Origin of the sequence: Flavobacterium sp. RSP46, from assembly GCF_003984825.1 — a bacterium.
Lineage (GTDB): Bacteria > Bacteroidota > Bacteroidia > Flavobacteriales > Flavobacteriaceae > Flavobacterium.
In genome coordinates, this window is the sequence record NZ_RYDM01000003.1 from 246,464 (window position 1) to 268,155 (window position 21,692).

General features: G+C 36.8%; 21 protein-coding genes, 1 pseudogene and 1 riboswitch. Of the genes and pseudogenes, 10 read left to right on the forward strand and 12 right to left on the reverse strand.

The window, feature by feature from the left end:
- Positions 1-24: 24 nt before the first annotated feature.
- On the reverse strand, positions 25-522 hold the full coding sequence (locus EKM01_RS07360; protein ID WP_126767599.1) for a hypothetical protein: 498 nt from the start codon (positions 520-522) through the stop codon (positions 25-27).
- A pseudogene (locus tag EKM01_RS14775) lies at positions 509-610 on the reverse strand (RNA polymerase subunit sigma-70); the annotation flags it as partial. The gene EKM01_RS07360 and the pseudogene EKM01_RS14775, both read right to left, overlap by 14 nt.
- Positions 611-722: 112 nt before the next feature.
- On the opposite strand from EKM01_RS14775, the gene EKM01_RS07365 reads away from it, so the two are divergent.
- On the forward strand, positions 723-2,174 hold the full coding sequence (locus tag EKM01_RS07365) for a S41 family peptidase (RefSeq protein ID WP_126561759.1): 1,452 nt from the start codon (positions 723-725) through the stop codon (positions 2,172-2,174).
- A 66-nt stretch (positions 2,175-2,240) separates the two neighbouring features.
- On the forward strand, positions 2,241-2,861 hold the full coding sequence (locus EKM01_RS07370; protein WP_126561758.1) for an N-acetylmuramoyl-L-alanine amidase: 621 nt from the start codon (positions 2,241-2,243) through the stop codon (positions 2,859-2,861).
- 71 nt (positions 2,862-2,932) lie between these two features.
- Here the strand turns inward: EKM01_RS07370 and EKM01_RS07375 are convergent, their stop codons facing one another.
- From EKM01_RS07375 to EKM01_RS07405, 7 genes are all read right to left on the reverse strand, one after another.
- Complete coding sequence (locus EKM01_RS07375) at positions 2,933-4,858, reverse strand: TonB-dependent siderophore receptor (protein WP_233589309.1); 1,926 nt, start codon at positions 4,856-4,858, stop codon at positions 2,933-2,935.
- A gap of 98 nt (positions 4,859-4,956) precedes the next feature.
- A riboswitch (cobalamin riboswitch) is annotated at positions 4,957-5,226 on the reverse strand.
- 28 nt (positions 5,227-5,254) lie between these two features.
- Entirely contained in the window at positions 5,255-5,791 is a 537-nt protein-coding gene (gene cobC, locus EKM01_RS07380; protein WP_126767602.1) for an alpha-ribazole phosphatase, read from the reverse strand.
- Positions 5,776-6,552 (reverse strand): adenosylcobinamide-GDP ribazoletransferase, encoded by a 777-nt coding sequence (locus EKM01_RS07385; protein WP_126767604.1) that lies wholly within the window; start codon positions 6,550-6,552, stop codon positions 5,776-5,778. Before EKM01_RS07385 ends, cobC begins: the two co-directional genes overlap by 16 nt.
- A gap of 66 nt (positions 6,553-6,618) precedes the next feature.
- Positions 6,619-8,295, reverse strand: coding sequence for a nicotinate-nucleotide--dimethylbenzimidazole phosphoribosyltransferase (gene cobT / locus EKM01_RS07390; RefSeq protein ID WP_126767605.1), 1,677 nt, complete (start codon positions 8,293-8,295; stop codon positions 6,619-6,621).
- Positions 8,279-8,533: a hypothetical protein gene (locus EKM01_RS07395; RefSeq protein WP_126767606.1), complete on the reverse strand. Its 255-nt coding sequence runs from the start codon at positions 8,531-8,533 to the stop codon at positions 8,279-8,281. Before EKM01_RS07395 ends, cobT begins: the two co-directional genes overlap by 17 nt.
- 3 nt (positions 8,534-8,536) lie before the next feature.
- Positions 8,537-9,046 (reverse strand): bifunctional adenosylcobinamide kinase/adenosylcobinamide-phosphate guanylyltransferase, encoded by a 510-nt coding sequence (locus EKM01_RS07400; protein WP_126455584.1) that lies wholly within the window; start codon positions 9,044-9,046, stop codon positions 8,537-8,539.
- 1 nt (position 9,047) lies between these two features.
- Entirely contained in the window at positions 9,048-9,425 is a 378-nt protein-coding gene (locus EKM01_RS07405; protein ID WP_126455583.1) for a DUF5522 domain-containing protein, read from the reverse strand.
- A gap of 94 nt (positions 9,426-9,519) precedes the next feature.
- Between EKM01_RS07405 and EKM01_RS07410 the strand changes: the two genes are divergently transcribed.
- From EKM01_RS07410 to EKM01_RS07420, 3 genes are all read left to right on the forward strand, one after another.
- Positions 9,520-10,662, forward strand: a complete 1,143-nt coding sequence (locus tag EKM01_RS07410; RefSeq protein ID WP_126767608.1) for an ABC transporter substrate-binding protein — start codon at positions 9,520-9,522, stop codon at positions 10,660-10,662.
- 1 nt (position 10,663) lies between these two features.
- Entirely contained in the window at positions 10,664-11,695 is a 1,032-nt protein-coding gene (locus EKM01_RS07415; protein ID WP_126460775.1) for an iron ABC transporter permease, read from the forward strand.
- Positions 11,696-11,775: 80 nt separating this feature from the next.
- Positions 11,776-12,561, forward strand: coding sequence for an ABC transporter ATP-binding protein (locus tag EKM01_RS07420; protein ID WP_126767611.1), 786 nt, complete (start codon positions 11,776-11,778; stop codon positions 12,559-12,561).
- Here EKM01_RS07420 and EKM01_RS07425 read toward each other — a convergent pair.
- Together EKM01_RS07425 and EKM01_RS07430 are read right to left on the reverse strand one after the other, a co-directional pair.
- On the reverse strand, positions 12,558-13,013 hold the full coding sequence (locus EKM01_RS07425) for a tRNA (cytidine(34)-2'-O)-methyltransferase (protein ID WP_126455575.1): 456 nt from the start codon (positions 13,011-13,013) through the stop codon (positions 12,558-12,560). The genes EKM01_RS07420 and EKM01_RS07425 overlap by 4 nt on opposite strands.
- A 23-nt stretch (positions 13,014-13,036) precedes the next feature.
- Entirely contained in the window at positions 13,037-13,621 is a 585-nt protein-coding gene (locus tag EKM01_RS07430; protein ID WP_126561754.1) for a pseudouridine synthase, read from the reverse strand.
- A 465-nt stretch (positions 13,622-14,086) separates the two neighbouring features.
- Between EKM01_RS07430 and EKM01_RS07435 the strand changes: the two genes are divergently transcribed.
- From EKM01_RS07435 to EKM01_RS07455, 5 genes are all read left to right on the forward strand, one after another.
- Positions 14,087-17,500, forward strand: a complete 3,414-nt coding sequence (locus EKM01_RS07435; RefSeq protein ID WP_126767614.1) for a T9SS-dependent choice-of-anchor J family protein — start codon at positions 14,087-14,089, stop codon at positions 17,498-17,500.
- A 200-nt stretch (positions 17,501-17,700) separates the two neighbouring features.
- Positions 17,701-19,059, forward strand: a complete 1,359-nt coding sequence (gene rmuC, locus EKM01_RS07440; protein ID WP_126556090.1) for a DNA recombination protein RmuC — start codon at positions 17,701-17,703, stop codon at positions 19,057-19,059.
- Positions 19,060-19,076: 17 nt separating this feature from the next.
- Complete coding sequence (locus EKM01_RS07445; RefSeq protein WP_126561752.1) at positions 19,077-19,442, forward strand: 6-phosphogluconate dehydrogenase; 366 nt, start codon at positions 19,077-19,079, stop codon at positions 19,440-19,442.
- Positions 19,443-19,988, forward strand: coding sequence for an acyl-CoA thioesterase (locus EKM01_RS07450; RefSeq protein ID WP_126455565.1), 546 nt, complete (start codon positions 19,443-19,445; stop codon positions 19,986-19,988).
- A 174-nt stretch (positions 19,989-20,162) separates the two neighbouring features.
- Entirely contained in the window at positions 20,163-20,702 is a 540-nt protein-coding gene (locus EKM01_RS07455) for a YceI family protein (protein ID WP_126767617.1), read from the forward strand.
- A gap of 2 nt (positions 20,703-20,704) precedes the next feature.
- Here EKM01_RS07455 and EKM01_RS07460 read toward each other — a convergent pair whose 3' ends face one another.
- Positions 20,705-21,619, reverse strand: coding sequence for a TIGR01777 family oxidoreductase (locus EKM01_RS07460; RefSeq protein WP_126455561.1), 915 nt, complete (start codon positions 21,617-21,619; stop codon positions 20,705-20,707).
- Between the last annotated feature and the right edge of the window lie 73 nt (positions 21,620-21,692).

Consider the following 21,692-nt stretch of genomic DNA (forward strand, 5'->3'; position numbering starts at 1 on the left):
TTGTTAGTATTCTTAGTTTGATTTTTAGGATCTTTTCCACTCTTTTTTAGCGCTTACAAAAACCCTGTTTTTAACGGTTTGATATTCTTCAATGTATTGTACACTTTTTATGCCAATATTCACATTCTTGGATAATAATGACAATGCTTTTTGAGTGGCCCTAAAAGCGGCTTCAGGATCTTCATAGGTTCCTAAATTTGTATTTTCTTTTGTAGCATCCAAATCAAAAAGGACATACGTTGCTATTCCCATCAAAACAACAACTGAAGCTGCAATAGAAACCCAGCCTAAATTCCCTTTTTTATTCTTGTTTTGATCCATAACAACTTCAAATACTGGAGTTTTATTCATATTCTGCTGCTCTTTTGCAACAGCAAAACAGTCAAATAATGAAGCATACTGTTGTAAATGCGAAGCAACATCCTGAGACGAAAAATAATCCCGCAACTCTTTTTCTTGGGCTAAAGTGGCCGCTACCTGAAAGTATTTTCCTAATAAACCCTCGACTTTATTTGATTCCATAATTGTGTATTTGTATCATAAATTCTTTAATCGTTTTTCGTGCCCGGGAAAGTGACACCCGGATTGCGTACTCTTTCATATCCATTAAAAATCAAACGAGTTATACTATTAAGATGAATCCTATTTATTTTTGCAACAAAAAAACATAAAATAAAACTAAAGTTAGTATTTTTACGTTAATAAAGTATTAAAATACAATTATGAGAACAGTATTCAAATTTACACTTTTATTTTTCATAGCTACTTTCACTTTACAAAGCTGTCAGGACAATGATGACGTGACACCACCTGCAAGTCTCGAGATTCAGGATTTCATTTGGAAAGGAATGAATCTGTACTATTTGTGGCAAGCTGATGTTCCAAATTTAGACGATGACCGATTCGCAGATCAAACTGCATTAAACTCTTTTTTAAAAGACTATCCCGTGCCTGAGGATTTGTTTAATGCATTGCGGGTAAATCCCTCTACGGATAGATTTAGTTGGATTGTAAGCGATTATTTAGAACTCGAAGGAACGCTTCAAGGTACCACTAAAAACAATGGTATCGATTTTGGTTTAAGTTTTAAACCAGGTAGTACAACTGAAATATTTGGCTACGTTCGTTATATTATTGCAAACTCAGACGCCTCCAGTAAAGCTATAAAACGTGGTGATTTTTTTACTGCCGTAAATGGTACACAGCTGACTTTAAGCAATTATGAATCGTTACTTTTTGGTTCAAACGAAAATTACACACTAAATCTTGCTGATTATAACGGAACTACAATTGTCAGCAACGGTAAATCAGTGGCATTGACAAAAACAGTCCTATCCGAAAATCCAATTTTAATCAATAAAGTAATCACCTCCGGCTCTCACAAAATAGGCTATTTGATGTACAATGGCTTTTATGCTAATTTTGACACTCAATTAAACGATGCTTTTGCATCTCTAAAATCACAAGTAGTTACGGACTTGGTTTTAGATTTACGTTACAATGGCGGTGGTTCTGTACAAACGGCTACACGATTAGCAAGTATGATTACCGGGCAATTTAAAGGAAAAGTCTTTGCAAAACAACAATGGAATGCAAAAATTAATGCTTATTTCGAGGCTGAAAATCCCGAAGCATTATTCAATTATTTTACCGATAAAATAGGAAGCACAGCCATCAATAGTTTAGGATTGACTAAAATTTATATTTTAACTACGAAAAGCTCTGCATCAGCAAGCGAGTTAGTAATCAACGGGCTAGAACCTCACATTCAAGTTATACAAATTGGGGATGTTACAGTAGGAAAAAACGTAGGATCCGTAACGCTTTATGACTCCCCGACTTTTGGAGCTCAAAGCAGGAATCCCAATCACAGATATGCCATGCAGCCAATCGTGTTAAAAATTGTCAATTCAGTGGGTTTTGGGGATTACTTCAGTGGGTTACAACCTGATTTTCTACAAAAAGAAACATTGATCACTCTGGGAATCCTTGGCGATTCTGCAGAACCGTTATTAAGTACAGCCATTCGCAAAATTACTGGAACTGGTCGCGTATTGCGACAAAGTCCCGGACAAGATTTTGAGTTTTTCACGGATGCCAAATCAATAAAAGGAATCCAAAACCAAATGTACATTGAGAAAGCACCAGAAGGTCTTTTGAGAGCTTTGGAATAGAATAAAGTTACACAATAATTCTTATTTTTATAAGTTACAATTGAATAACAAATTAAACAAAACCACATGAAAAAAGCAATTCCGTTATTTCTAACTCTTGCCACCGTCGTCTCTTTTGCATTTGTAATTCCGAATACTGTCCTATCTAAACAAATAAATGTTGTTATTGATGCCGGACATGGTGGATCTGATTTTGGAGCAACTTCCAGTAGTGCTACTGAAAAACAAATTGTAGCGAAAATCACAGACAAAATCAAATTTTTGAACAAAAATGAGAAAGTGACCATACACCTTACAAGAATTGGAGACCAATTTCTTTCTTTGAGTGACCGTTCTGCGTTGATCAACAAGATCAAACCCGATTTAGTTTTGTCACTTCATGTCAATCAAAATTTAAATCTATCAAAATCAGGAATGGAATTTTATATTGCCACAGAATCAATTGCGAATGAAAGGTCAAATGAGATTGCGGTGGAACTTCGCAACAAATTTATCCGCAATACTACTATAAAATCATCAGAAATAAAGAAAGCTCCCTTCTACATTTTAAAAAAATCAGAAGTCCCGGCTGTACTTGTTGAATTGGGTTATATGTCTAACCTTGGTGACCGAGACTATTTAACCAATGATGTGGAACAAAATAAAATTGCAGCAACTATCGTAGCATTCATTTCAGAATTGAAATAAGAATATTTTATAAACTAAAAAGAGGCTTTCATCACTGAAAGCCTCTTTTTTTATGGAATAATGCAATGGTATTACATTTTGATATTCAAACCTACTTTGAAATTTCGTCCTCTGGTACTAAACCCTCTTGTTTCAACAAAATCCTTATCTAAAATATTATCTGCTGCTGCAAAAATATTCATTCGATTTTTGATCAACTCATACCGTACATTCATGTTGATCAGCTGGTAATCTTTCAGTATTTCAGAATTCAATACCGGATCAAAAGTGGGTGCCGGATATGTTGTATACTCAAAATAGCGATCCGAAACAAATTGATATGTGGCATTAAAAGCCAAACGTGGCGTTGCTTGCAGATCAACTGCGGCGTTCGCTTTGTGTTTTGGATTCAGCACTCGCGATTGTTTTTCTAATTCTGTAAACGCATAATTGGCATTCAAATTTATTTTAGCCGTCAAAGCATACGAAATCATGGTCTCAAACCCTTTGACTTTATTTAGACCCGCAACATTAAAATACTTGTAAGACACTAAATCAAACCCAATCGCATTTTCTTCCTCTCTTTGAAAAACCAAAGCATTCAGAACCAATTTTTTATCAATCATCGTTGTTTCAAAACCCAATTCAAATGTTTTATCTTTCTCTGAGGATAAATTCAAATCACCATAAGGAGAATACAATTGATACAAGCTAGGGGCTACAAATGCCGTACTGTAAGAAACTAATAGTTTCAAGGGTAAATTAGGAAATGAAAAAGAAGGATTTACATTGTAAACTAAATTATTTCCGTATTTACTGTGCATGTTGTAACGAGCTCCCAAATTCAGGTTTAACCCAAATTCAGAGCTATAAACCGCCGTCACATAGGGATCAATCATATTAAATTTGGCCAATTCATTTGCTATGGCCTCGTACGGGCTCTCATTAGACATTTCATGAAATTGAAATTGAGCACCTGTTACCAGGAATAATTCAGGTGAAATTTCATATTTATTAAACGCATCTGCATTGACGCTTCTGGATTTATAATCCAACATTGTTCCATAATTAAAAATGGACCTTGTAATTAAATTAGCACTTGAATTGATTACAAATTCTCCTTTTTTATATTTGTATTTTGGTGAAAACCCAACTCGAAATTGTTCAGAGGCACTGCTGTTTTCATCGTTATCCGCAAAAGATCCTGCATCAAAATCGCTTTTTATTTTATCGTAGTTTGCAAAGAAATCCAAATCTAATTTAGCTGTTGGCTTGAAACCAATTTTCACCACTGAGTTCACTCTGGAAAAACGATCAGCTTCAAATAAAACAGCGTCATTAGGTGATTTTGCCTCAGAAATTCCCGTGGTTTCGGTGCTGTTTAAGGAAGCATAATAATTAATTTTTTCAGCGCTTCCGTTCAAAGCAACCCCTTGGCTGTAGTCATTTATACTATAATTTTCCTGATTGGCAATCGTTTGGGTGCCCACATTAAGGTATGCATTTGCTGCAATCGCTTTTTTGGAGGCTTTTTTCAACGTAATATTAATAACTCCGGCAGCGGCACCTGATCCGTATAAAGTACTTGAAGCGCCTTTCATCACCTCAATACTTTCTATTTGTTCAACGGGCAGCAAGCGCAAATCATACGATAAGCTAATTCCAGAAGCATCGGTAACCGGAACGCCATCAATAAGAATTAGCACTTGATGATTTCGTCCCCCACGAATGTAAACCCCTAAATCCTTTCCATTCCGGCTTTGGTTTCCGTTGATTTCAATTCCGGCTACTGAACTCAAAATGGTAGCTACAGTTTGCCCTTGTCTTCTCTTTAAATCTTCGGCTGTAATTTTTACGATTACTTTTCCGGACTTTTCTTTTGGCAAAGCAAATTTAGAATCGGAAATTACGACCTCATCCAATTGATTTGTGGATGCAATGGTGTCTTTTTGTTGTGCGAAAGCACACGAAGTCATCAGTACGCAGAGCGCACTAATACGAACGATTTTCTTGTTCATTTTGAAACATTTAATAGCAGTTTTATGGTACTGCCACATGACTATAAATGGGAGAAAAGCATAGAATTACCCATACCCAAACCTTTTTTCCCGAAAGTTTGATACTCGATGTAACAGGCAGGTCTCCTGGCTCGCGTCTTGTTGTTTACCTTCCCATTCGCAAAGACGAACAGTGGTTTTGTAGATAACAACAAGCTTTATAGCTTACAGTTGCGGGTACAGCCCAGGATTTTTGATTCTTGATTTAGGATTCTTGATTTAGGATGTAAACTCTCTAATCTGAATACTGAAATCTGTAATCGCTTACCTGATTCCCTTTTAATGCTGGTATGAAAAACAAAACAGCAACCTCATTACGGCGGCAAAGATAAAATTATATTACGTTATTATCCTACACTATTCTCTAATTATTATTTCAATTTTAATCACCGCTCCAAAGTTCACTTTATTTTGAAACGCATCTCGTAATGGCAACTTTGTAATTTTACACAAAATACTTCGAATCACTCCGGCATGGGTCACGATCACAATAGGTTTAATGGTCTTTTTAGGAAGTTCATGATCTAAAAAATCGCTAACTCTATCATGGAGGTCTGCAAAAGACTCCCCGTTTGGCACACGAACATGAACGAAATCATTCATCCAAGGGGTCAAATCGATAACAGGAATGCTATCCCAATTTTTTAATTCCCAATCACCAAAATTCATTTCCATTAACCGGGAGTCCATTTGTATTTTTGTTGATGATAGGAAGTTTGCCAACTCCACGCATCGATTTAACGGACTAGAGTACACGATACTTTCAGCAGGAATTTGTGCTTTTATGGCTTCAAATTGTTGTTCATAAGGTTCCAACAATGCCACATCAGCTTGTCCGTAGCAAATTCCTTTTTCACAAACGGTTTCGGTATGGCGTACTAAATAAACTTCCATAAAGCAATACAAGATAAATAGAATATAATTTCACAAACTTGCTGTGTTGCACCAAGACAATCCCCAGTGTAGCCGTCTATCCATTTATGAAAATAGAGGGCCAAAAAATAGCGGGTGATAAAAACCGGCACTAACACCAACAGCATTTGCCAATGAAAAAAAGACAAAACAATAAGCGGTAACAACCCAAAAAAGAACGCCCCAATCACCTCACGCCAGGAATAACTTTGTGCAATGGGCTTGCTTTTACTCGAAGCATCTTCACGGGAATACTGATGCGTAAAAACAATAGAAATGGCTGCCAGACGACTCACGGAATGTGCTGCAACAAAAAGTAATAAATTCTGTAATGAAGAAGTAGTAAGTACCTCCGAAACAGCCTGAAACTTCAATAAAAACAGCAGTACCAAACCTATGGCGCCATAAGCTCCAATGGCACTGTCTTTCATTATCACCAAGATTTTTTCTTTGGTCCAACCCCCACCAAAACCATCACAAACATCAGCAAAACCATCTTCATGAAAAGCACCGGTAGTAAGGATTCCAGCAATCATCGAGAGAACAATCGCTATTTCAGGGGTAAAAACACCAACCGATACATCATAGACTATAAAACTAATAGTACCTACAATCCAACCAATTAAAGGAAAATAACGAGATGCCTTGTTTAAATAATCCGGGTTATGATCGATGTTTTTAGGACAGGGAATTCGGGTGTAAAACATCAATGCGGTAAAAAATATGTGTAGTTCTTTTTTCATGTGAATGCAATCTGGATTTTATGTCGTTTTTAGTGCTCTATTTATGAATTTGGACTGAAAAAATTATTATTTTGTACTCACACCGGCACTGTCAAAACTGGCCATTTCATTCAAAAAAGCAACTGCCGATTGAATAATTGGAAAAGCCACCGCACAACCCGTTCCTTCACCCAAGCGCAAGTCAAGTTGGAGCAAGGCTTTTACACCTAAATAATCCAATAATTTAGCATGCGCCTGTTCTGCAGAACAATGACAGAAAACAGCATTTTTTAGAATCAGTGGATTTTTTTTATATGCAATCAAAAAAGCCACACTGCAAATAAATCCATCTACAAGAAGCAGCATTCTGTTTTGATGTGCCGTGAGCATTCCAGAAGCCATTTGCATAATTTCAAAGCCACCAAAATGAGCTAACTTATCTTCTAATGTTGGCGAGCCTTGATAATCCTCAATAGCTTTTTTGAGTAAGCGGTGTTTTTGAAGTAGTCTTTCATCGCTAACTCCCGTTCCTTTTCCGATACAGTCTTCAATTGCAATTCCAGTAATTACACTCATCAAAACTGAAGCAGTTGATGTATTCCCAATACCCATTTCTCCAAAACCAATACAATTACTTCCCGTTTTGGCAATAGCAGTAACAATTTCATTCCCCTTGGTATAACAGTGCTGCAATTCGGTAAGACTCATTGCAGGACCCTGCAGAAACGACTGGGTTCCTTTGGCAATTTTGGCCGAAATCAAAGTACTCGTCATCGAAAAATCATAATTTACTCCTGCATCAACTATGGCTAATTTGATGGAATTTTGTTTACAAAACACATTTATTGCAGCTCCACCGTCCAGAAAATTAGCCACCATTTGTCTGGTAACATCTTGTGGATAAGCGCTAACACCGTGGGCAGCAATTCCGTGATCTGCAGCAAAAACAACAAGTGTAGGTTCTAAAATTTTTGGTTCCAATGTTTGAAAAACTTCGCCAATTTGTTTGGCTAAAACTTCCAAAACACCCAATGAACCTGTTGGCTTGGTCTTCTGATCGATTTTATACTGCAGTGCTTCAGATAAATGGATTGTATCTAGAATGGCAGTCTTAAATTCCGGCACCGAAATTTTATCTTTTTGATGCACTTTCGTAATTTCTTCGACAGATGGACTTTCTGATTTTTGTTTCCAATTCAATTGCTGTAACATGGGTTGGTTGTCGTAATCAGTAGCTGGTTTTCCCACACAGAAATACCCTAAAGGCTCCATGTTTTCTCCCAAACCCAATAATTCCTTGAACTGACTATAATTCAAAATAGAAACCCAGCCCATGGAATACCCTTGTTCGGTTAGGGAAAGCCAAATATTTTGCGCAGCACAAACCGCACTAAATTTGATGGCTTCATTACTTCCCACGGTGCCGATGGTAAAATTATTCAAAACCGAACGATCATAACAAATCACCAATCCAAGCGGTGCTTCCTCTATTGCCTCTAATTTTAAAGCTTGATACTGCGTTTTTTGTGCTGCCGTGTCAGTTTGATTCGCTGCTTTTTTATCAAAATCCAAAAATAAATTTTTTATGGCTTTTTTTATGACATCTGATTTAATGAGGTAATATTTTGTAGCATCCGTCAATCCAACAGAAGGAGCATAATGACCGGCTTGCAATGCTTTTTCAATAACAGATTCAGGGACTGGTTCCGAGGTAAAATGACGGGTATCTCGGCGCGATTTTATAATTTCATCTAAGTTTTTCATCTTGAAATACGATGTTTTTGAGTACTTTTAAAGTTTGGACAAACAGTGATTCAATAGCCACCTGCATTTTTTGGGCTTGCTGCTTCAAAACAGACAACGGCAATCCGTGTGAGCGGGAAACTTTCCCGTTTTCATTCATCATATTGAGTAATCCCTTTGGAATAAAACCGTTTTGACTAGCTTTCATCACAGCATAACAGCTGTCTTTTCCTCCGCTCCAAGAACTTACAAAATTCATCTTTTATTGTTTTATAGTAACCGGAATTCCAGAAATCATCAAAATCACCTTATCCGCATTTTTAGCTAAATATTGATTCATCCAACCTTGTAATTCGGTAAATTTTCTGCCAATTTGAGTTTCAGCATGTACGCCCATGCCTATCTCATTAGTGATAATAATAACGGTTGTATTTTCCTGATTGGCCACTTGTTCAAATTCGGCTTTGGCTTGTTCCAAACATAAAGCGACATCATTTTTAGTGTCTACAAAAAAATTAGTCAACCAAAGGGTCACACAATCAATCACGGCTACTTTACCGGAAAAATCGATCTCGCTCCATTGTTTTTCTTTCTCGATATTTATCCAGCGCTCGTCACGTTCTTGTTGGTGACGATCAATTCGCTTTTGAAAATCACCATCCCATTTTCTGGCGGTTGCCACATACATGGGTCTGGCCGAAAGTTCCATTGCCAGGTCCTGAGCATACCTACTTTTTCCGGAGCGTTCTCCACCTGTTATCAAATATATCATGCTACTTCTTTTTAAATCCATAGGGACAATGGCGGCAACCATTAGTACAACAATGTCCTCTTTTTAAATGAAACCAAGCCTTAAAAACGTAATTGCCTTGTGCAATATAATAATCGATTCCTTCGATTAGCTGATCCGTTTTAGGCAAAGTTGCTGCTTTATTTCCTTTAGCCGTTTCCGGGGTTATTGTGCCCACATACTCCTCAATTTTAATCGAACAAGCCGTAGCAAAACAGCTGGGACAAAGGCAATCCACACCATCTAAAGGAGAAAAAACAGGAGGAAAATCAGCACACCAACAGCTATTACCTTGAAAATCGTCCCCGCAGTTAAAAGGTTTTGTACAACTGGAGCAGTTTTTAATCTTTAGGCTATCCATTTGTCAAAGATAGTATTTGTTGAAATTTTTACTATAAAAATTAAACAATAAATTTTATAAATGGCCTACCTTTGCCAGTATTGAAAATGGAATCATGAAAATTTATCTTTATAAAATCCTTTTTGCGGTGGCACTTTTATCATTCGTCAGTTGTAAAAAAAACGAAAACCCTGCAACACTAAAAATAAGTAACGCTAACAACGAAATTGAATATGCAAGTGGTCTGGCTATTTACAAATATCAAGGGTACTCGCTGGTAAAAGTGAGTAATCCATGGCCAAATGCTGCTAAAGACTTCACTTACATCTTAAAAGAAAAAGGAGCTGTTATTCCCGATACTTTACAAAAAAACCTCATAATTCAAGTGCCGTTAGAAACGATTGTGGTTACCTCAACAACCAATATTCCTTTCCTGGAAATGATTGGTGCCGAAAACAAATTAGTTGGTTTTCCGCATACTGATTACGTATCTTCTGAAAAAACCCGTCGTTTAATTGACAAGGGGTCCGTCAAAAATGTGGGGCAAAATGAAAAGCTAAACATGGAACAACTCATCGATATCGCTCCTGACCTGATTGTCACTTTTGGCATCGACAATAACAACCCGATGATTGAAAACTTACAAAAAAGCGGATTGAAAATCATGATTCAAGGCGACTGGATGGAACAATCTCCTCTTGGAAAAGCAGAATGGCTCAAACTTTATGGCGCTCTTTTTGGCAAAGAAAAAGAAGCTAAAATACTTTTTGACCAGATTACAAAAGACTACAAGGAAGCGGTACAATTAGTTGCAGACAAACAGCCTGAATCTACTGTATTGTATGGCTCAATGTATCAAGATCAATGGTTTGTTGCCAAGGGAAACAGCTGGGTGGCACAATTCATGAAAGATGCAAAAGCAACGTATCTCTGGGCAAATCTGGAAGGAACAGGAAGCCAGGCACTTTCTTTTGAACAGGTATTGTATAAAGCAAAAAATGCGACTCACTGGATTGCTTCCGGGTCATTTAAAAACCTGTCAGAATTAGAAAAAAGCAATCCCCATTACAGTCAGTTTAACGCTTTTTCTACCAAAAATATTTATACTTTCGAAAGCAAATTAGGAGCAACAGGAGGAACCATTTATTATGAAACAGGACCGAGCAGACCGGATTTGATTTTAAAAGACTACATCAAAATTTTTCACCCTGAATTGCTTCCAAATTATACTTTTACTTTTGCACAAAAACTGAACTAAGTTGGCCAATAAAAACCGAAATATCCTTTTATTTTCCGCTCTTGCTTTAGGGCTTCTTTTCTTGTTTTTTCTGAACATCAGTTTGGGTTCGATACGAATTCCTTTTCGGGAGGTGTACACGAGTTTAACCGGTGGTCAGTCCAGCAGATCAACTTGGGAATACATTATCATCAACTACCGCTTACCTAAGGCTATCACTGCAGTTTTAGTGGGAATGGGACTTTCGATCAGCGGATTATTAATGCAAACCCTTTTTAGAAACCCGCTGGCTGGTCCCTATGTTTTAGGGTTGAGTTCAGGAGCGAGTCTGGGAGTTGCCTTTGTAATTTTGGGTGCGGGATTATTACCTCCATTTCTAAGTGGTATTTTACTGTCGTCTTACGGAGTAGTCCTTGCCTCTACCCTTGGCAGTTCTATCGTTCTACTTGCCATTTTAGTAATTTCCAGACGCTTGCGGGACACGATGACCATACTGATTGTAGGCTTGATGTTTGGTAGTTTTACAAGTGCTGTGGTTGGCGTACTGACCTATTTTAGCTCGGCAGAACAATTGCAAAAATTCACTTTCTGGTCTATGGGATCTTTAGGGAACCTTTCTTGGTCCTCGATTTTGATTTTGACAGTGTGCGTAGTTATAGGATTATTATTAAGCCTATTCAGCGTAAAACCACTTAATGCCTTGCTTTTAGGAGAGAATTATGCCCAAAGTATGGGACTGAATTTCAAAAGAACACGATTGATTATCATTATTGCAACGAGTATTTTGGCGGGAAGCATTACTGCGTATGCTGGACCTATAGCTTTCATTGGTTTAGCCGTGCCACATATAGCAAAATTACTGTTTCAAACCAGCAACCATTCTATATTGTACTGGAGCACCCTCCTTTTAGGAGCAGCAATAATGCTCATTTGCGATGCAATTTCCCAAATGCCAGGTACGAATATCACATTGCCAATAAATGCCATCACTTCCTTACTAGGAGCGCCTATAGTTATCTGGCTGATTGTCCGAAAACGAAAAATGATGGGATAATATTAAAAATTGCGTGCCTATATTTATATTTGTTTTTAAAATCGATATAATCGACGTTTAAATTTTCCAAAAAAAGAAAAATGAGTACCACTAAGAACATCCTTTCAACAAACAATTTGAGCATTGGTTACAAAACTAAAAGTGCGGCTATTTGTATTGCCGAAAACCTCAACTTAAACTTAGATAAAGGAAAACTCATTACCTTAATAGGCGCTAACGGAATTGGAAAATCTACACTTTTACGAACCATAACCGGAATTCAGAAACCCCTTTCAGGAACTGCTTTGCTGAATAACAAAAATATTCAAGAGCTGGATACGTTAACCTTGGCACAAAATTTAAGCATCGTTTTAACTGAAAAATTACCGCCCAGTAATTTGACCGTTTGGGAACTCATCGCTTTAGGAAGGCAACCGTACACCAATTGGATTGGAAAATTAACCGACACTGATATTGCTAAAATTAACCAAGCAATTGCACTCACACAAATTGGTCATTTGGTCTCAAAAAAACATTACGAAATCAGTGACGGACAGTTACAAATCGTTCTGATCGCAAGGGCTTTAGCACAAGACACACCGTTAATCATTCTGGATGAACCCACGACCCATTTAGATTTATTACACAAAGTGGTGTTGTTTAAACTCCTAAAAAAACTTACAGCGGAAACTCAAAAATGCATTCTTTTTTCTACACATGATATTGAAATGGCCATACAATTAAGTGATGAAATGATCATTATGACTCCGGAAACCGTCGTTCAGGACCAACCTTGTAATTTGATTATGAAAGGAACTTTCAATACGCTGTTCAAAGATGAGCATATTGTTTTTGATGCTAAAAAAGGGAAGTTTATTATTTCTTAAATCTGCAATCCTATTTGTCTTTTTGCTTCGCCAATGACAAAAGCCACGGAATTAGCAATATTGAAACTCCGGATCAGCGGTGCCATAGGAATTGTCAGATGATTGGGGAATTCGTTTAAAACAGCTTCACTCAACCCTTTGCTTTCTTTGCCAAAAACCAACCAGTCACCCTCTTGAAAATCATTTTCTAAATACGATTTTTTAGAATGGGAACTCATCAGAAAAACGCGGGACAAATCCGGAATCTGCACTTTCCATTCGGCTATATTTTGATATTCGGTAACGTCAAGATGCACCCAATAATCGAGTCCAGAACGCTTTAGATTTTTATCATTGATCACAAAACCAAAAGGATGAATTAGATGCAACCGGCTTTCGGTTCCTACGCACAATCGGCCAATATTTCCGGTATTATTTGGTATTTCGGGTTCTACTAAAACGATATTTAACATTGTAACTATTGTATTTTTTATTGTTATTTTTCATTTGAAAGGACTGCAAAATCAGACACTTCCACAACTTCTCCCGCCTGTAAATCATGTAAAAAAACATTTCCTATCCGCACTCGAACCAATCGCAAGGTAGGAAACCCAACCGCTGCGGTCATTTTTCGTACTTGGCGAAACTTTCCTTCATTGACAGTAATTGAAGCCCAGGAAGTTGGACCATGGCGTTCGTCCCGTATTTTTTTCCCTCTGGCACCAAAAGCGGGAACTTCATTTATCAAAAAAGCAGTACACGGTTTAGTGATGTATTTAGTGCCATTAAAACCAATTTCGACTCCTTTTTGCAATTGCTGAATGGCATCCTGATTAATAATACCATCAACTTGTACATAATATTCCTTGTCGACTTTTTTGCTTCTAATGATTTCGCTCATCATTCCGTCCGTGGTCAGCAACAATAACCCTTCTGAATCTTCGTCAAGACGTCCTATTGCCATCGTTCCTTTGGGAAAATCGTACAATTCACCCAGCAGTTTCTTTTTCCTTTTGAGCTCATAAATAAACTGGCTCAGATAGCCGTATGGTTTGTGTATGATAAAGTGCGAATGAGACATGTTATACTTTCTGTTTTGGCACAAAGATAGCTTAGTTTTTAATGGGTTTAAAAAAGTAAAACCGAAAACATTTATTGGTGTAAACTAAATATTTTATTAACGAATAGAATTACTTTGGATAAATGATGAACTGTTACAACAAGTTGCTATCTTAACTTTAAAAATACAGATTGCAGAAAAACAACTGCTTTAGGTTTGAAAAAGCCGACTGACAGATGAAGTATGCAGTAGTAGTTAAAATCCACCCAAAAATATAAATTCTGAAGTATAGCTTTTGAAATCGAAGGAAATATAAAACTGGATAAAATAAGAATTCATCGTATTGAAAAAAAGCGAACAATTGCGTTTTACTTAAGCTCTTTTCTTTTATAATAAATTCCTTTAAAAACAATCTGAAGTACGAATTTATAATATTCTGTTAACGTAAGAAATGTTATTTTTGACTCCTAATTCAATCGTAAACCTATGAAAAACAAGTACCATTTGTGCCATATCCTGGCTTTTTTAAGTTTTTTTTATTGCTTTACGGCCTCTGTTTTTGCCCAAGGAACTGCGCCAGCTCCTCAAGATTTACTTTTTTTACAGGATTTTTCAACTTTAGATGCAGCCTCTGCTACATATCCCGCCGGATTTCAGGGCTGGACAGCCAGTACAGCACCGGGAAGTACATTTAATACCGCAGCTGCAGTTGTTGCAGACAAACCATTAGTGGCCAGTAGTACCGCTGCAACAACGAGCGGGAATTTCCATAATTACAATGGAAAAATTGGTTTTCTAAATACCGGTTCATTGGATTTAACTTTAGGATTTGCTTTCAAAACACTTGGTAAATCTAGAATTACCGTAGAATATGATGCCATGGTGATTCGTAATCCCTATAACGGAACTTCTAATACGCGGATCAACGAGTTCGTCCTGCAGTACAGAGTGGGCACCGCTGATGCTTTTATTACTTTATCCCCAACGGTGTATTCGAGCGGTACAACAGGACAAACTTCAGGAACAATAGGGCAAAACATTCAAAAAATAAAAGTTGTACTGCCAATAGAATGCGACAATAAAGACGTAGTTCAGATCCGATGGATTTCAAGACAAGTTTCAGGCGGTGGTTCCCGTCCCTCATTTGCCATTGATGACATTAGTGTGATAAATGATGTTACAGCTCCTGTAAATGCCGTGGGATATCCAAAAATAAGCAGCATTCTTTCTGATGGATTTGATTTTTCGACTAAACTAGACGAGCCCGGAAAAACCTATTTTGTGCTATTGCCTTCAGGAAGTGCAACCCCAAGCGGTGCACAAATAAAAGCAGGAACAAATGCGACCAATGCACCCGCTTTACAATCCGGTATCCTGGAAATTAAGGACGCCGCGATTGAGTCTGTAAAAACCATAACGGGATTATCGTTAGGCACTGATTATGTTTTATATTCTATATCTGAAGATGCAACTGGTAATACTCAAACTGAAAGCAATCTATTAAACATAACAACTTCCAGCGTTCTTGTTCCCTCTTTGTCGACTACTAAAGCTGCATTAGATTTTAATTTTGTGGAGCAAAATTTCAGTTCAACGGCAATAAACTACCAGATTGAAGCGCTTAATCTTACTGGAGCAGTAACCCTGACAACATCCGGAAACTTTACCATTTCTAAAAATCAAAGTACTGGTTTTCAAACGGCATTGGTTTTTGCTTCCCAAGATTTCAATAACAATACAACACCTACAGTTTATGTACGATTTACACCTACTACAACTGGTCTTTTTTCAGGTCAAATCACTCATGAATCTACTGGCGCTTCTACAAAGACGGTGTCTTTATCAGGAACAGGAATAAATCCTTATTTTCAAAATTTTAATGATGTAAATGTACTTACAAACAGTGGTTGGACAGAATATAGTGTGGCAGGAGGCAAGAGTAAATGGGTGAGCACAACTACCCGTTTCAACAGTTCTCCTGCTGCTGTACAAATGAATGGATATTCAGAAACAGGTGCCAGTAAAGATTGGTTAATTTCTCCTAATTTACGTTTGGACACTTTTGATAAATTCCCATTATTGTCTTTTTATTCGCGTAAATTTTTCGCTGGAACACCGCTTAAATTAATGGTCTCAGTAGATTATGATGGCAAAAGCACCCCGGAAACAGCCACTTGGACGGTTCTTGAAGGCGATTTTCCAAGTACTACAGGAACTTTCAAACAATCGCAATATATCAATCTCGAGGCCTATAAAACCAATCATACTTATGTGGCCTGGGTATATGAGGCTGCAACTTCCGGCGGTACGGATAGCGCCGAATGGACTGTTGATGATGTGAAAATATCTAATGAAGCGTCATTTTTAGCTTCAAATCCTAATTTTAATTTTGGAGAAGTAGCACCAAATACCGCATCAACAAGCCAGTCGTTTGTTTTCATGGCTGGTGGTTATAGCGATATCACTGTTACAGCTCCTGCTGATTACCAGTTGTCTGTTGACAACAGTAATTTTCAATCCAGTGTAGCGGTTTCAGCTGCTGACGGAGTTGCTGGGAAAATAATTTATGCACGTTTTTTCCCTTCCTCAAAAGCATTGAGTATTTCAGGTCGTTTGACCGCTGTTGGAACCGGATTAAATGAAGAAATTGGATCTTTATCAGGATCCTCATTACCTAAAACAGAAACATTTGACATCGTAACGTACAACGTAGAATTTTTTGGAAGCAATGTAATCGGTTCAACGGGAACTGAATTTGGTCCAACTGATGATGCGCTACAAATTGAAAATGTAGCAAAAGTCATGAATACGTTGAATGCTGATGTTTATGCCGTACAAGAGGTTTCTGATGATGCGGCTTTAGAGACATTAATCCAAAAAATAAGCATCAACGGAAAAACTTTTGCCAAAGTGATTTCTCCTGCTTGGTCCTATTCTTTCAATGCGCCTACACCTGACTTCCCTGCTCAAAAATTAGTGGTTCTTTACAATACTCAAACAAGCTCAGTAAAAAAGAGTCGAGTACTGTTCAGCAAACTTTTTGATGATATTCGTGCAGGAAATGCAACTTTACCCAATTACCCTGGCGGAAATAGCGCTAGTTTTTATTCCTCTGGTCGCTTACCGCAAATGGTTGAAATTGAAACTAATATTGGCGGTGTAAAAAAAGACATAAAAATCATTAACATTCACGCCAGAGCAAATAGTGGCAGCGATATCGCACGATACAATATGAGGAAATATGACGCTGAATTGTTGAAAGACAGTTTAGATGTCAATTATCCAGAGGCCAATTTAATCCTCTTAGGAGATTATAACGATGATGTCGACGAATCTGTAATTGCAGGTAACCCATCCTCGTACCAAAAAATGGTTGAGGATACGGCCCGTTACAACCCTTTGACTTTAGAAATCAGCAAAGCGGGAGCTTTCAGCTACCTGTCTTCTGGAGGTTTCTTAGACCATATTATCATTTCAAATGAATTAATGGCAGAGTATGTGCAAAATTCAACAACAGTTTACGATCCGAGACTAGATGTGGCTAATTATGTCAACACCACCTCTGATCATGGGCCGGTCATTGCGCGTTTCCAACTTAAAACGAATACCACCTTATCAACTAATGATTTGATTTCGATTACTAAATCAACAGTAGTTACGTATCCAAATCCTGCTTCAGAATCTTTTACTATCGTAATTAATTCCGGAAACACAAAAGACCTGAAGCTAACTATTTATGATATTCAAGGAAGATCGGTGGGAGTTCCAATTGAATTAAAAGGTTTTAACAGCGATAACACAACAAGAATTGATGTGGCTCATTTACCGGTAGGAATTTATATTTATACCCTTTCCAATGGTACTAAAGTAGTTTTCAAAGATAAATTAGTAAAAAAGTAAACGACTAATTTCAGTATTCAAAAAAGCCAGATTTCATTTTTGAAATCTGGCTTTTTTATCTAATATGTTTTTAAAACTCCGCCTGTTTGAGTCATCAAAATTAATAACTTTCTATAAAAAAACTTGCATTAGTATTTTGATTTCCGAAAGAAAATCAGGAAACTTTTGTTTATTTTTACAACGTTTCAAAAAGAAATTCTATGTCAGATATGTTTCCGTTTTTATTGATTTTTATTGTTGCGCTCGCGATTGGTGTTTTCATTGGCAAGCTCATTTTCTCTGCTCGATTTCAATCGGAAAAAATTAGTTTAGAAGAAAAACTGATTGCATTTTCCACCCAATTCAATCAACTGAAAGAACAACTAATTGTAGACAAAATAACTTTTGAAAAGCAACTGGAAAACACCCATTCCCAAAAAGAAAGCATCAGGAACGAAAAAGACAGTTTAGCCATTCAGCTTTCAAAAAAAGAAGTTGATTTTGAGAATCTTTGGGAACGCAACAAAGAACAAAAAGAAGAAGTGGAAAAACTACAAGAAAAATTCACCAAGGAATTTGAGAATCTTGCCAATAAAATATTAGAAGAAAAGTCCAATAAATTCACGGAACAGAACAAGGAAAACATGAAAAATATCCTGACACCATTACAGGATAAAATTCAATTGTTTGAAAAAAAAGTTGAAGACACCCACAAAGAAAGTATTGATTATCATGCGGCATTACGCCAACAAATTCTGGGCTTACGCGAAATGAATATCCAGATGAGCAGGGAAACTATTAATCTAACTAAGGCTTTGAAAGGAGACAGTAAGATGCAGGGAAATTGGGGCGAATTAGTATTAGAACGCGTTCTTGAAAAATCAGGTTTGGAGAAAGGCCGTGAATATGAGGTGCAACAAGCCTTTACAACCGAAGATGGAAATCGTGTTTTTCCTGATGTTGTGATCAATCTGCCGGAGGGTAAAAAAATGATAGTTGACTCTAAAGTTTCTTTGACGGCGTATGAAAAATATATCAATGAAGAAGATGATCTACTGAAAATTGCCTATCTAAAAGAGCATGTCAGTTCCATCAAACGCCACGTAGAGCAACTTGGCAATAAGAACTACCATGATTTGTACCAAATAGAAAGTCCTGATTTTGTGTTGTTATTTATTCCTATTGAACCTGCTTTTGCCATGGCACTCAATGAGGATACGTCTTTATACAACAAAGCGTTCGAGAAAAACATTGTCATTGTTACTCCAGCAACTCTTCTGGCTACCCTGCGAACAATTGACAGCATGTGGACCAATCAAAAACAACAGGAAAACGCACTCGAAATTGCACGTCAAGCTGGCGCATTGTATGATAAATTTGAAGGTTTTGTGGCAGACCTAATCAAAATTGGAAAAAAAATAGACGAGAGCAAAATAGAATACAGCGGTGCGATGAATAAACTTGTAGAAGGAAAAGGAAATCTAATTGTGAGTGTCGAAAAATTAAAAAAAATGGGAGCTAAAGCGAAAAAATCACTTCCCGAAAGCATTATAAACCGAGCCGAAAAAAACGAAAATTAACTTTAAACTAAATCCTAATGAAAAAATTCATACTAATCCTTTCTGTACTGCTTGTAGTAACTGTTGCGGGTTATTTCACTTTTATATACTATGCTACGTACAGTGAAGGAGTTCGCTCCGGCGAATTAATAAAAGTGAGTCGCAAGGGAGTTGTATTCAAAACTTGGGAGGGCGAAATTAGTCAAGGCATTTCCGGTGCGCAAATTTTTTCTTTTTCGGTAATGGACAGTGCGGAAAAAGTAATTACGGATTTAAAGAAATTTGAAGGACAATACGTCCAAGTAACTTATATGGAACGTTATAGAACATATCCATGGTGGGGCGATTCACACTATTTTATTACTAATGTCAAGAAAGTTAATTCTCCCTTTAAAATCAAATAAATGAACAGCATTTTTAAAACAGTAGCATCATCTGACATTAGTATTTCAGAATTGATGTTACCCTCAAACACTAATTTCAGTGGCAAGATTCATGGTGGGTATATCTTATCCCTAATGGATCAAATTGCTTTTGCCTGTGCTTCAAAATTTTCAGGAAATTACTGCGTAACGGCATCGGTAGATACGGTTAACTTTCTTAAACCTATTGAAGTGGGTGAATTGGTAACCATGAAAGCCAACGTGAATTATGTAGGGAAAAGCTCTATGATTATTGGCATTCGGGTAGAAGCCGAAAACATTCAAACCGGAAAAATTAAACATTGTAATTCCTCCTATTTCACAATGGTTGCCAAAGATAAGGAAGGCAACAGTACCCTTGTTCCCAGATTGATCCTCACGAATCTCAATGAAGTACGCCGTTTTTATAATTGCATCAAACTAATAGCGTTAAAAGAAGAAAAAAATCTCCATAAAGAAGCGTTTGATTACCGTTCAGAAAAAGCACTAGAAAATATAAAAAAATATAATGTTCGGGTAGAATTATAATGTTGCAAACACTTATTATCCAAAAGACCAGCTGTTCTTTTGGACAATAAACCTCTAATTTCTTATTAAAAAAGAACAGATAAATTAACTTATCCAGTTGTTATTTCAAGCAAACAATAATTTTATATTTGCTGCTTATTTTGTAACTTTAAGTAATTTAATTCATAAATCATTATGAAAAAAATTATACAAATAATGCTGCTCTTTACTGTAATAGCAACCACTGCTCAAGAAAAAATGGTGTCCTATTCCGGAATCATTACTTTTGAGGCTTCAATCCCATTATTTGAAGAAGTGAACGCAATCAACGAGAAAACAACCTGTATTTTAATCACTAAGACAGGTCAGATCATTTGTTGGATTAGCATCAAAGATTTTAAGTTCAAAAAAAAAATGATGCAAGAACATTTTAACAATAATTATATGGAGAGCAACCGTTTTCCAACAGCCATTTTTAAAGGGAAAATTGCTAAATTCGATTTAAAAAACATAAATACTACTGTAGGAGAATACCCAATAAATGGAAAAATAACCATTCGTGGAAGAACTAAAAGGCTCCTTTTTAACGGAACCTTAAAAAAAGTAGATCAGGGAATTGAGCTATATGCCACATTTCCCCTAAATACGGATGATTTCAAGATTAAAATTCCGTTCATTGTTCGCAGCAAAATATCCAAAAATGTGAACACAAAAATCATTTGTGTCTTATATTAAATCTATTTTGTTAAACAATTTCTCAAAGCTCCTTCTAAATTTTTAAATTTAAATTTAAACCCAGTTTGAGTTATTTTATCCGAAGAAACCCTTCGTCCCGTTAGTACAATTACCGCCATTTTCCCCATCGCTAATTTCAATACAAAAGCAGGTACATTTGGCAACCATATTGAATATCCAAAAACACATGCCAAGGTTTTAGAAAAAACGGTGTTTGTAGTATTATCAGTAATCGCTGCATTATACGGCCCAGCCATATTGGGATTGACAATTGCCTGAAAGTAGATCGCACACAAATCATCGATATGAATCCAAGGCATGTACTGCTCTCCAGATCCCAATGCAGAACCTAACCGATACTTGAATAAAGGAGTGAGTTTCATTAAAAAACCATCATTTTTTCCTAACACTAATCCGGTACGAATTTTTACGGTACGTATATTTAAATTTTCTATAAAATCTATGGAATCTTCCCATTTCTGGCAGGTATATCCTAGAAAATCATTGGCAGGAGCCATGGTTTCTGAACAAATTTCTTCGCCATTGACAGCACCATAAATGCCTACTGCCGAAGCGGAAATAAACGCTTCTACTTTTTTATCATGCTTTTTTAGAACCGTATAAAGCAACTGAACAGATTGCTCCCTGCTATCAATAATGGCCGCTTTTTGTTTGGCCGTCCAGCGCCTCTCCCCAATATTCTCGCCAGCTAAATGTACAATATAATCGGCGTTCAAAACTGCCGCTTCATCAATAGTGTGATTTACTACATCCCACTTATAATAAAACACAGCTTCTGTATTACGCTTTTCACTTCTACTCAAAATGGAAACTGTATACCCTTTTGCGACCAACAAAGCAGTTAAATTTTTTCCGATAAATCCCGAACCTCCGCTTATTAAAACATTCTTTTTCATAATACTGTAAAGCTACTGATTTATATTGATACTAAAATTATATTAAATTTTGTTTAACTTTATTGATATATGT

Coding starts and splice junctions, on each gene's coding strand:
- EKM01_RS07360 (WP_126767599.1), bottom strand. CDS start 522: ATGGAATCAAATAAAGTCGAGGGTTTATTAGGAAAATACTTTCAGGTA.
- EKM01_RS07365 (WP_126561759.1), top strand. CDS start 723: ATGAGAACAGTATTCAAATTTACACTTTTATTTTTCATAGCTACTTTC.
- EKM01_RS07370 (WP_126561758.1), top strand. CDS start 2,241: ATGAAAAAAGCAATTCCGTTATTTCTAACTCTTGCCACCGTCGTCTCT.
- EKM01_RS07375 (WP_233589309.1), bottom strand. CDS start 4,858: ATGAACAAGAAAATCGTTCGTATTAGTGCGCTCTGCGTACTGATGACT.
- cobC (WP_126767602.1), bottom strand. CDS start 5,791: ATGGAAGTTTATTTAGTACGCCATACCGAAACCGTTTGTGAAAAAGGA.
- EKM01_RS07385 (WP_126767604.1), bottom strand. CDS start 6,552: ATGAAAAAAGAACTACACATATTTTTTACCGCATTGATGTTTTACACC.
- cobT (WP_126767605.1), bottom strand. CDS start 8,295: ATGAAAAACTTAGATGAAATTATAAAATCGCGCCGAGATACCCGTCAT.
- EKM01_RS07395 (WP_126767606.1), bottom strand. CDS start 8,533: ATGAATTTTGTAAGTTCTTGGAGCGGAGGAAAAGACAGCTGTTATGCT.
- EKM01_RS07400 (WP_126455584.1), bottom strand. CDS start 9,046: ATGATATATTTGATAACAGGTGGAGAACGCTCCGGAAAAAGTAGGTAT.
- EKM01_RS07405 (WP_126455583.1), bottom strand. CDS start 9,425: ATGGATAGCCTAAAGATTAAAAACTGCTCCAGTTGTACAAAACCTTTT.
- EKM01_RS07410 (WP_126767608.1), top strand. CDS start 9,520: ATGAAAATTTATCTTTATAAAATCCTTTTTGCGGTGGCACTTTTATCA.
- EKM01_RS07420 (WP_126767611.1), top strand. CDS start 11,776: ATGAGTACCACTAAGAACATCCTTTCAACAAACAATTTGAGCATTGGT.
- EKM01_RS07425 (WP_126455575.1), bottom strand. CDS start 13,013: ATGTTAAATATCGTTTTAGTAGAACCCGAAATACCAAATAATACCGGA.
- EKM01_RS07430 (WP_126561754.1), bottom strand. CDS start 13,621: ATGTCTCATTCGCACTTTATCATACACAAACCATACGGCTATCTGAGC.
- EKM01_RS07435 (WP_126767614.1), top strand. CDS start 14,087: ATGAAAAACAAGTACCATTTGTGCCATATCCTGGCTTTTTTAAGTTTT.
- rmuC (WP_126556090.1), top strand. CDS start 17,701: ATGTCAGATATGTTTCCGTTTTTATTGATTTTTATTGTTGCGCTCGCG.
- EKM01_RS07445 (WP_126561752.1), top strand. CDS start 19,077: ATGAAAAAATTCATACTAATCCTTTCTGTACTGCTTGTAGTAACTGTT.
- EKM01_RS07450 (WP_126455565.1), top strand. CDS start 19,443: ATGAACAGCATTTTTAAAACAGTAGCATCATCTGACATTAGTATTTCA.
- EKM01_RS07455 (WP_126767617.1), top strand. CDS start 20,163: ATGAAAAAAATTATACAAATAATGCTGCTCTTTACTGTAATAGCAACC.
- EKM01_RS07460 (WP_126455561.1), bottom strand. CDS start 21,619: ATGAAAAAGAATGTTTTAATAAGCGGAGGTTCGGGATTTATCGGAAAA.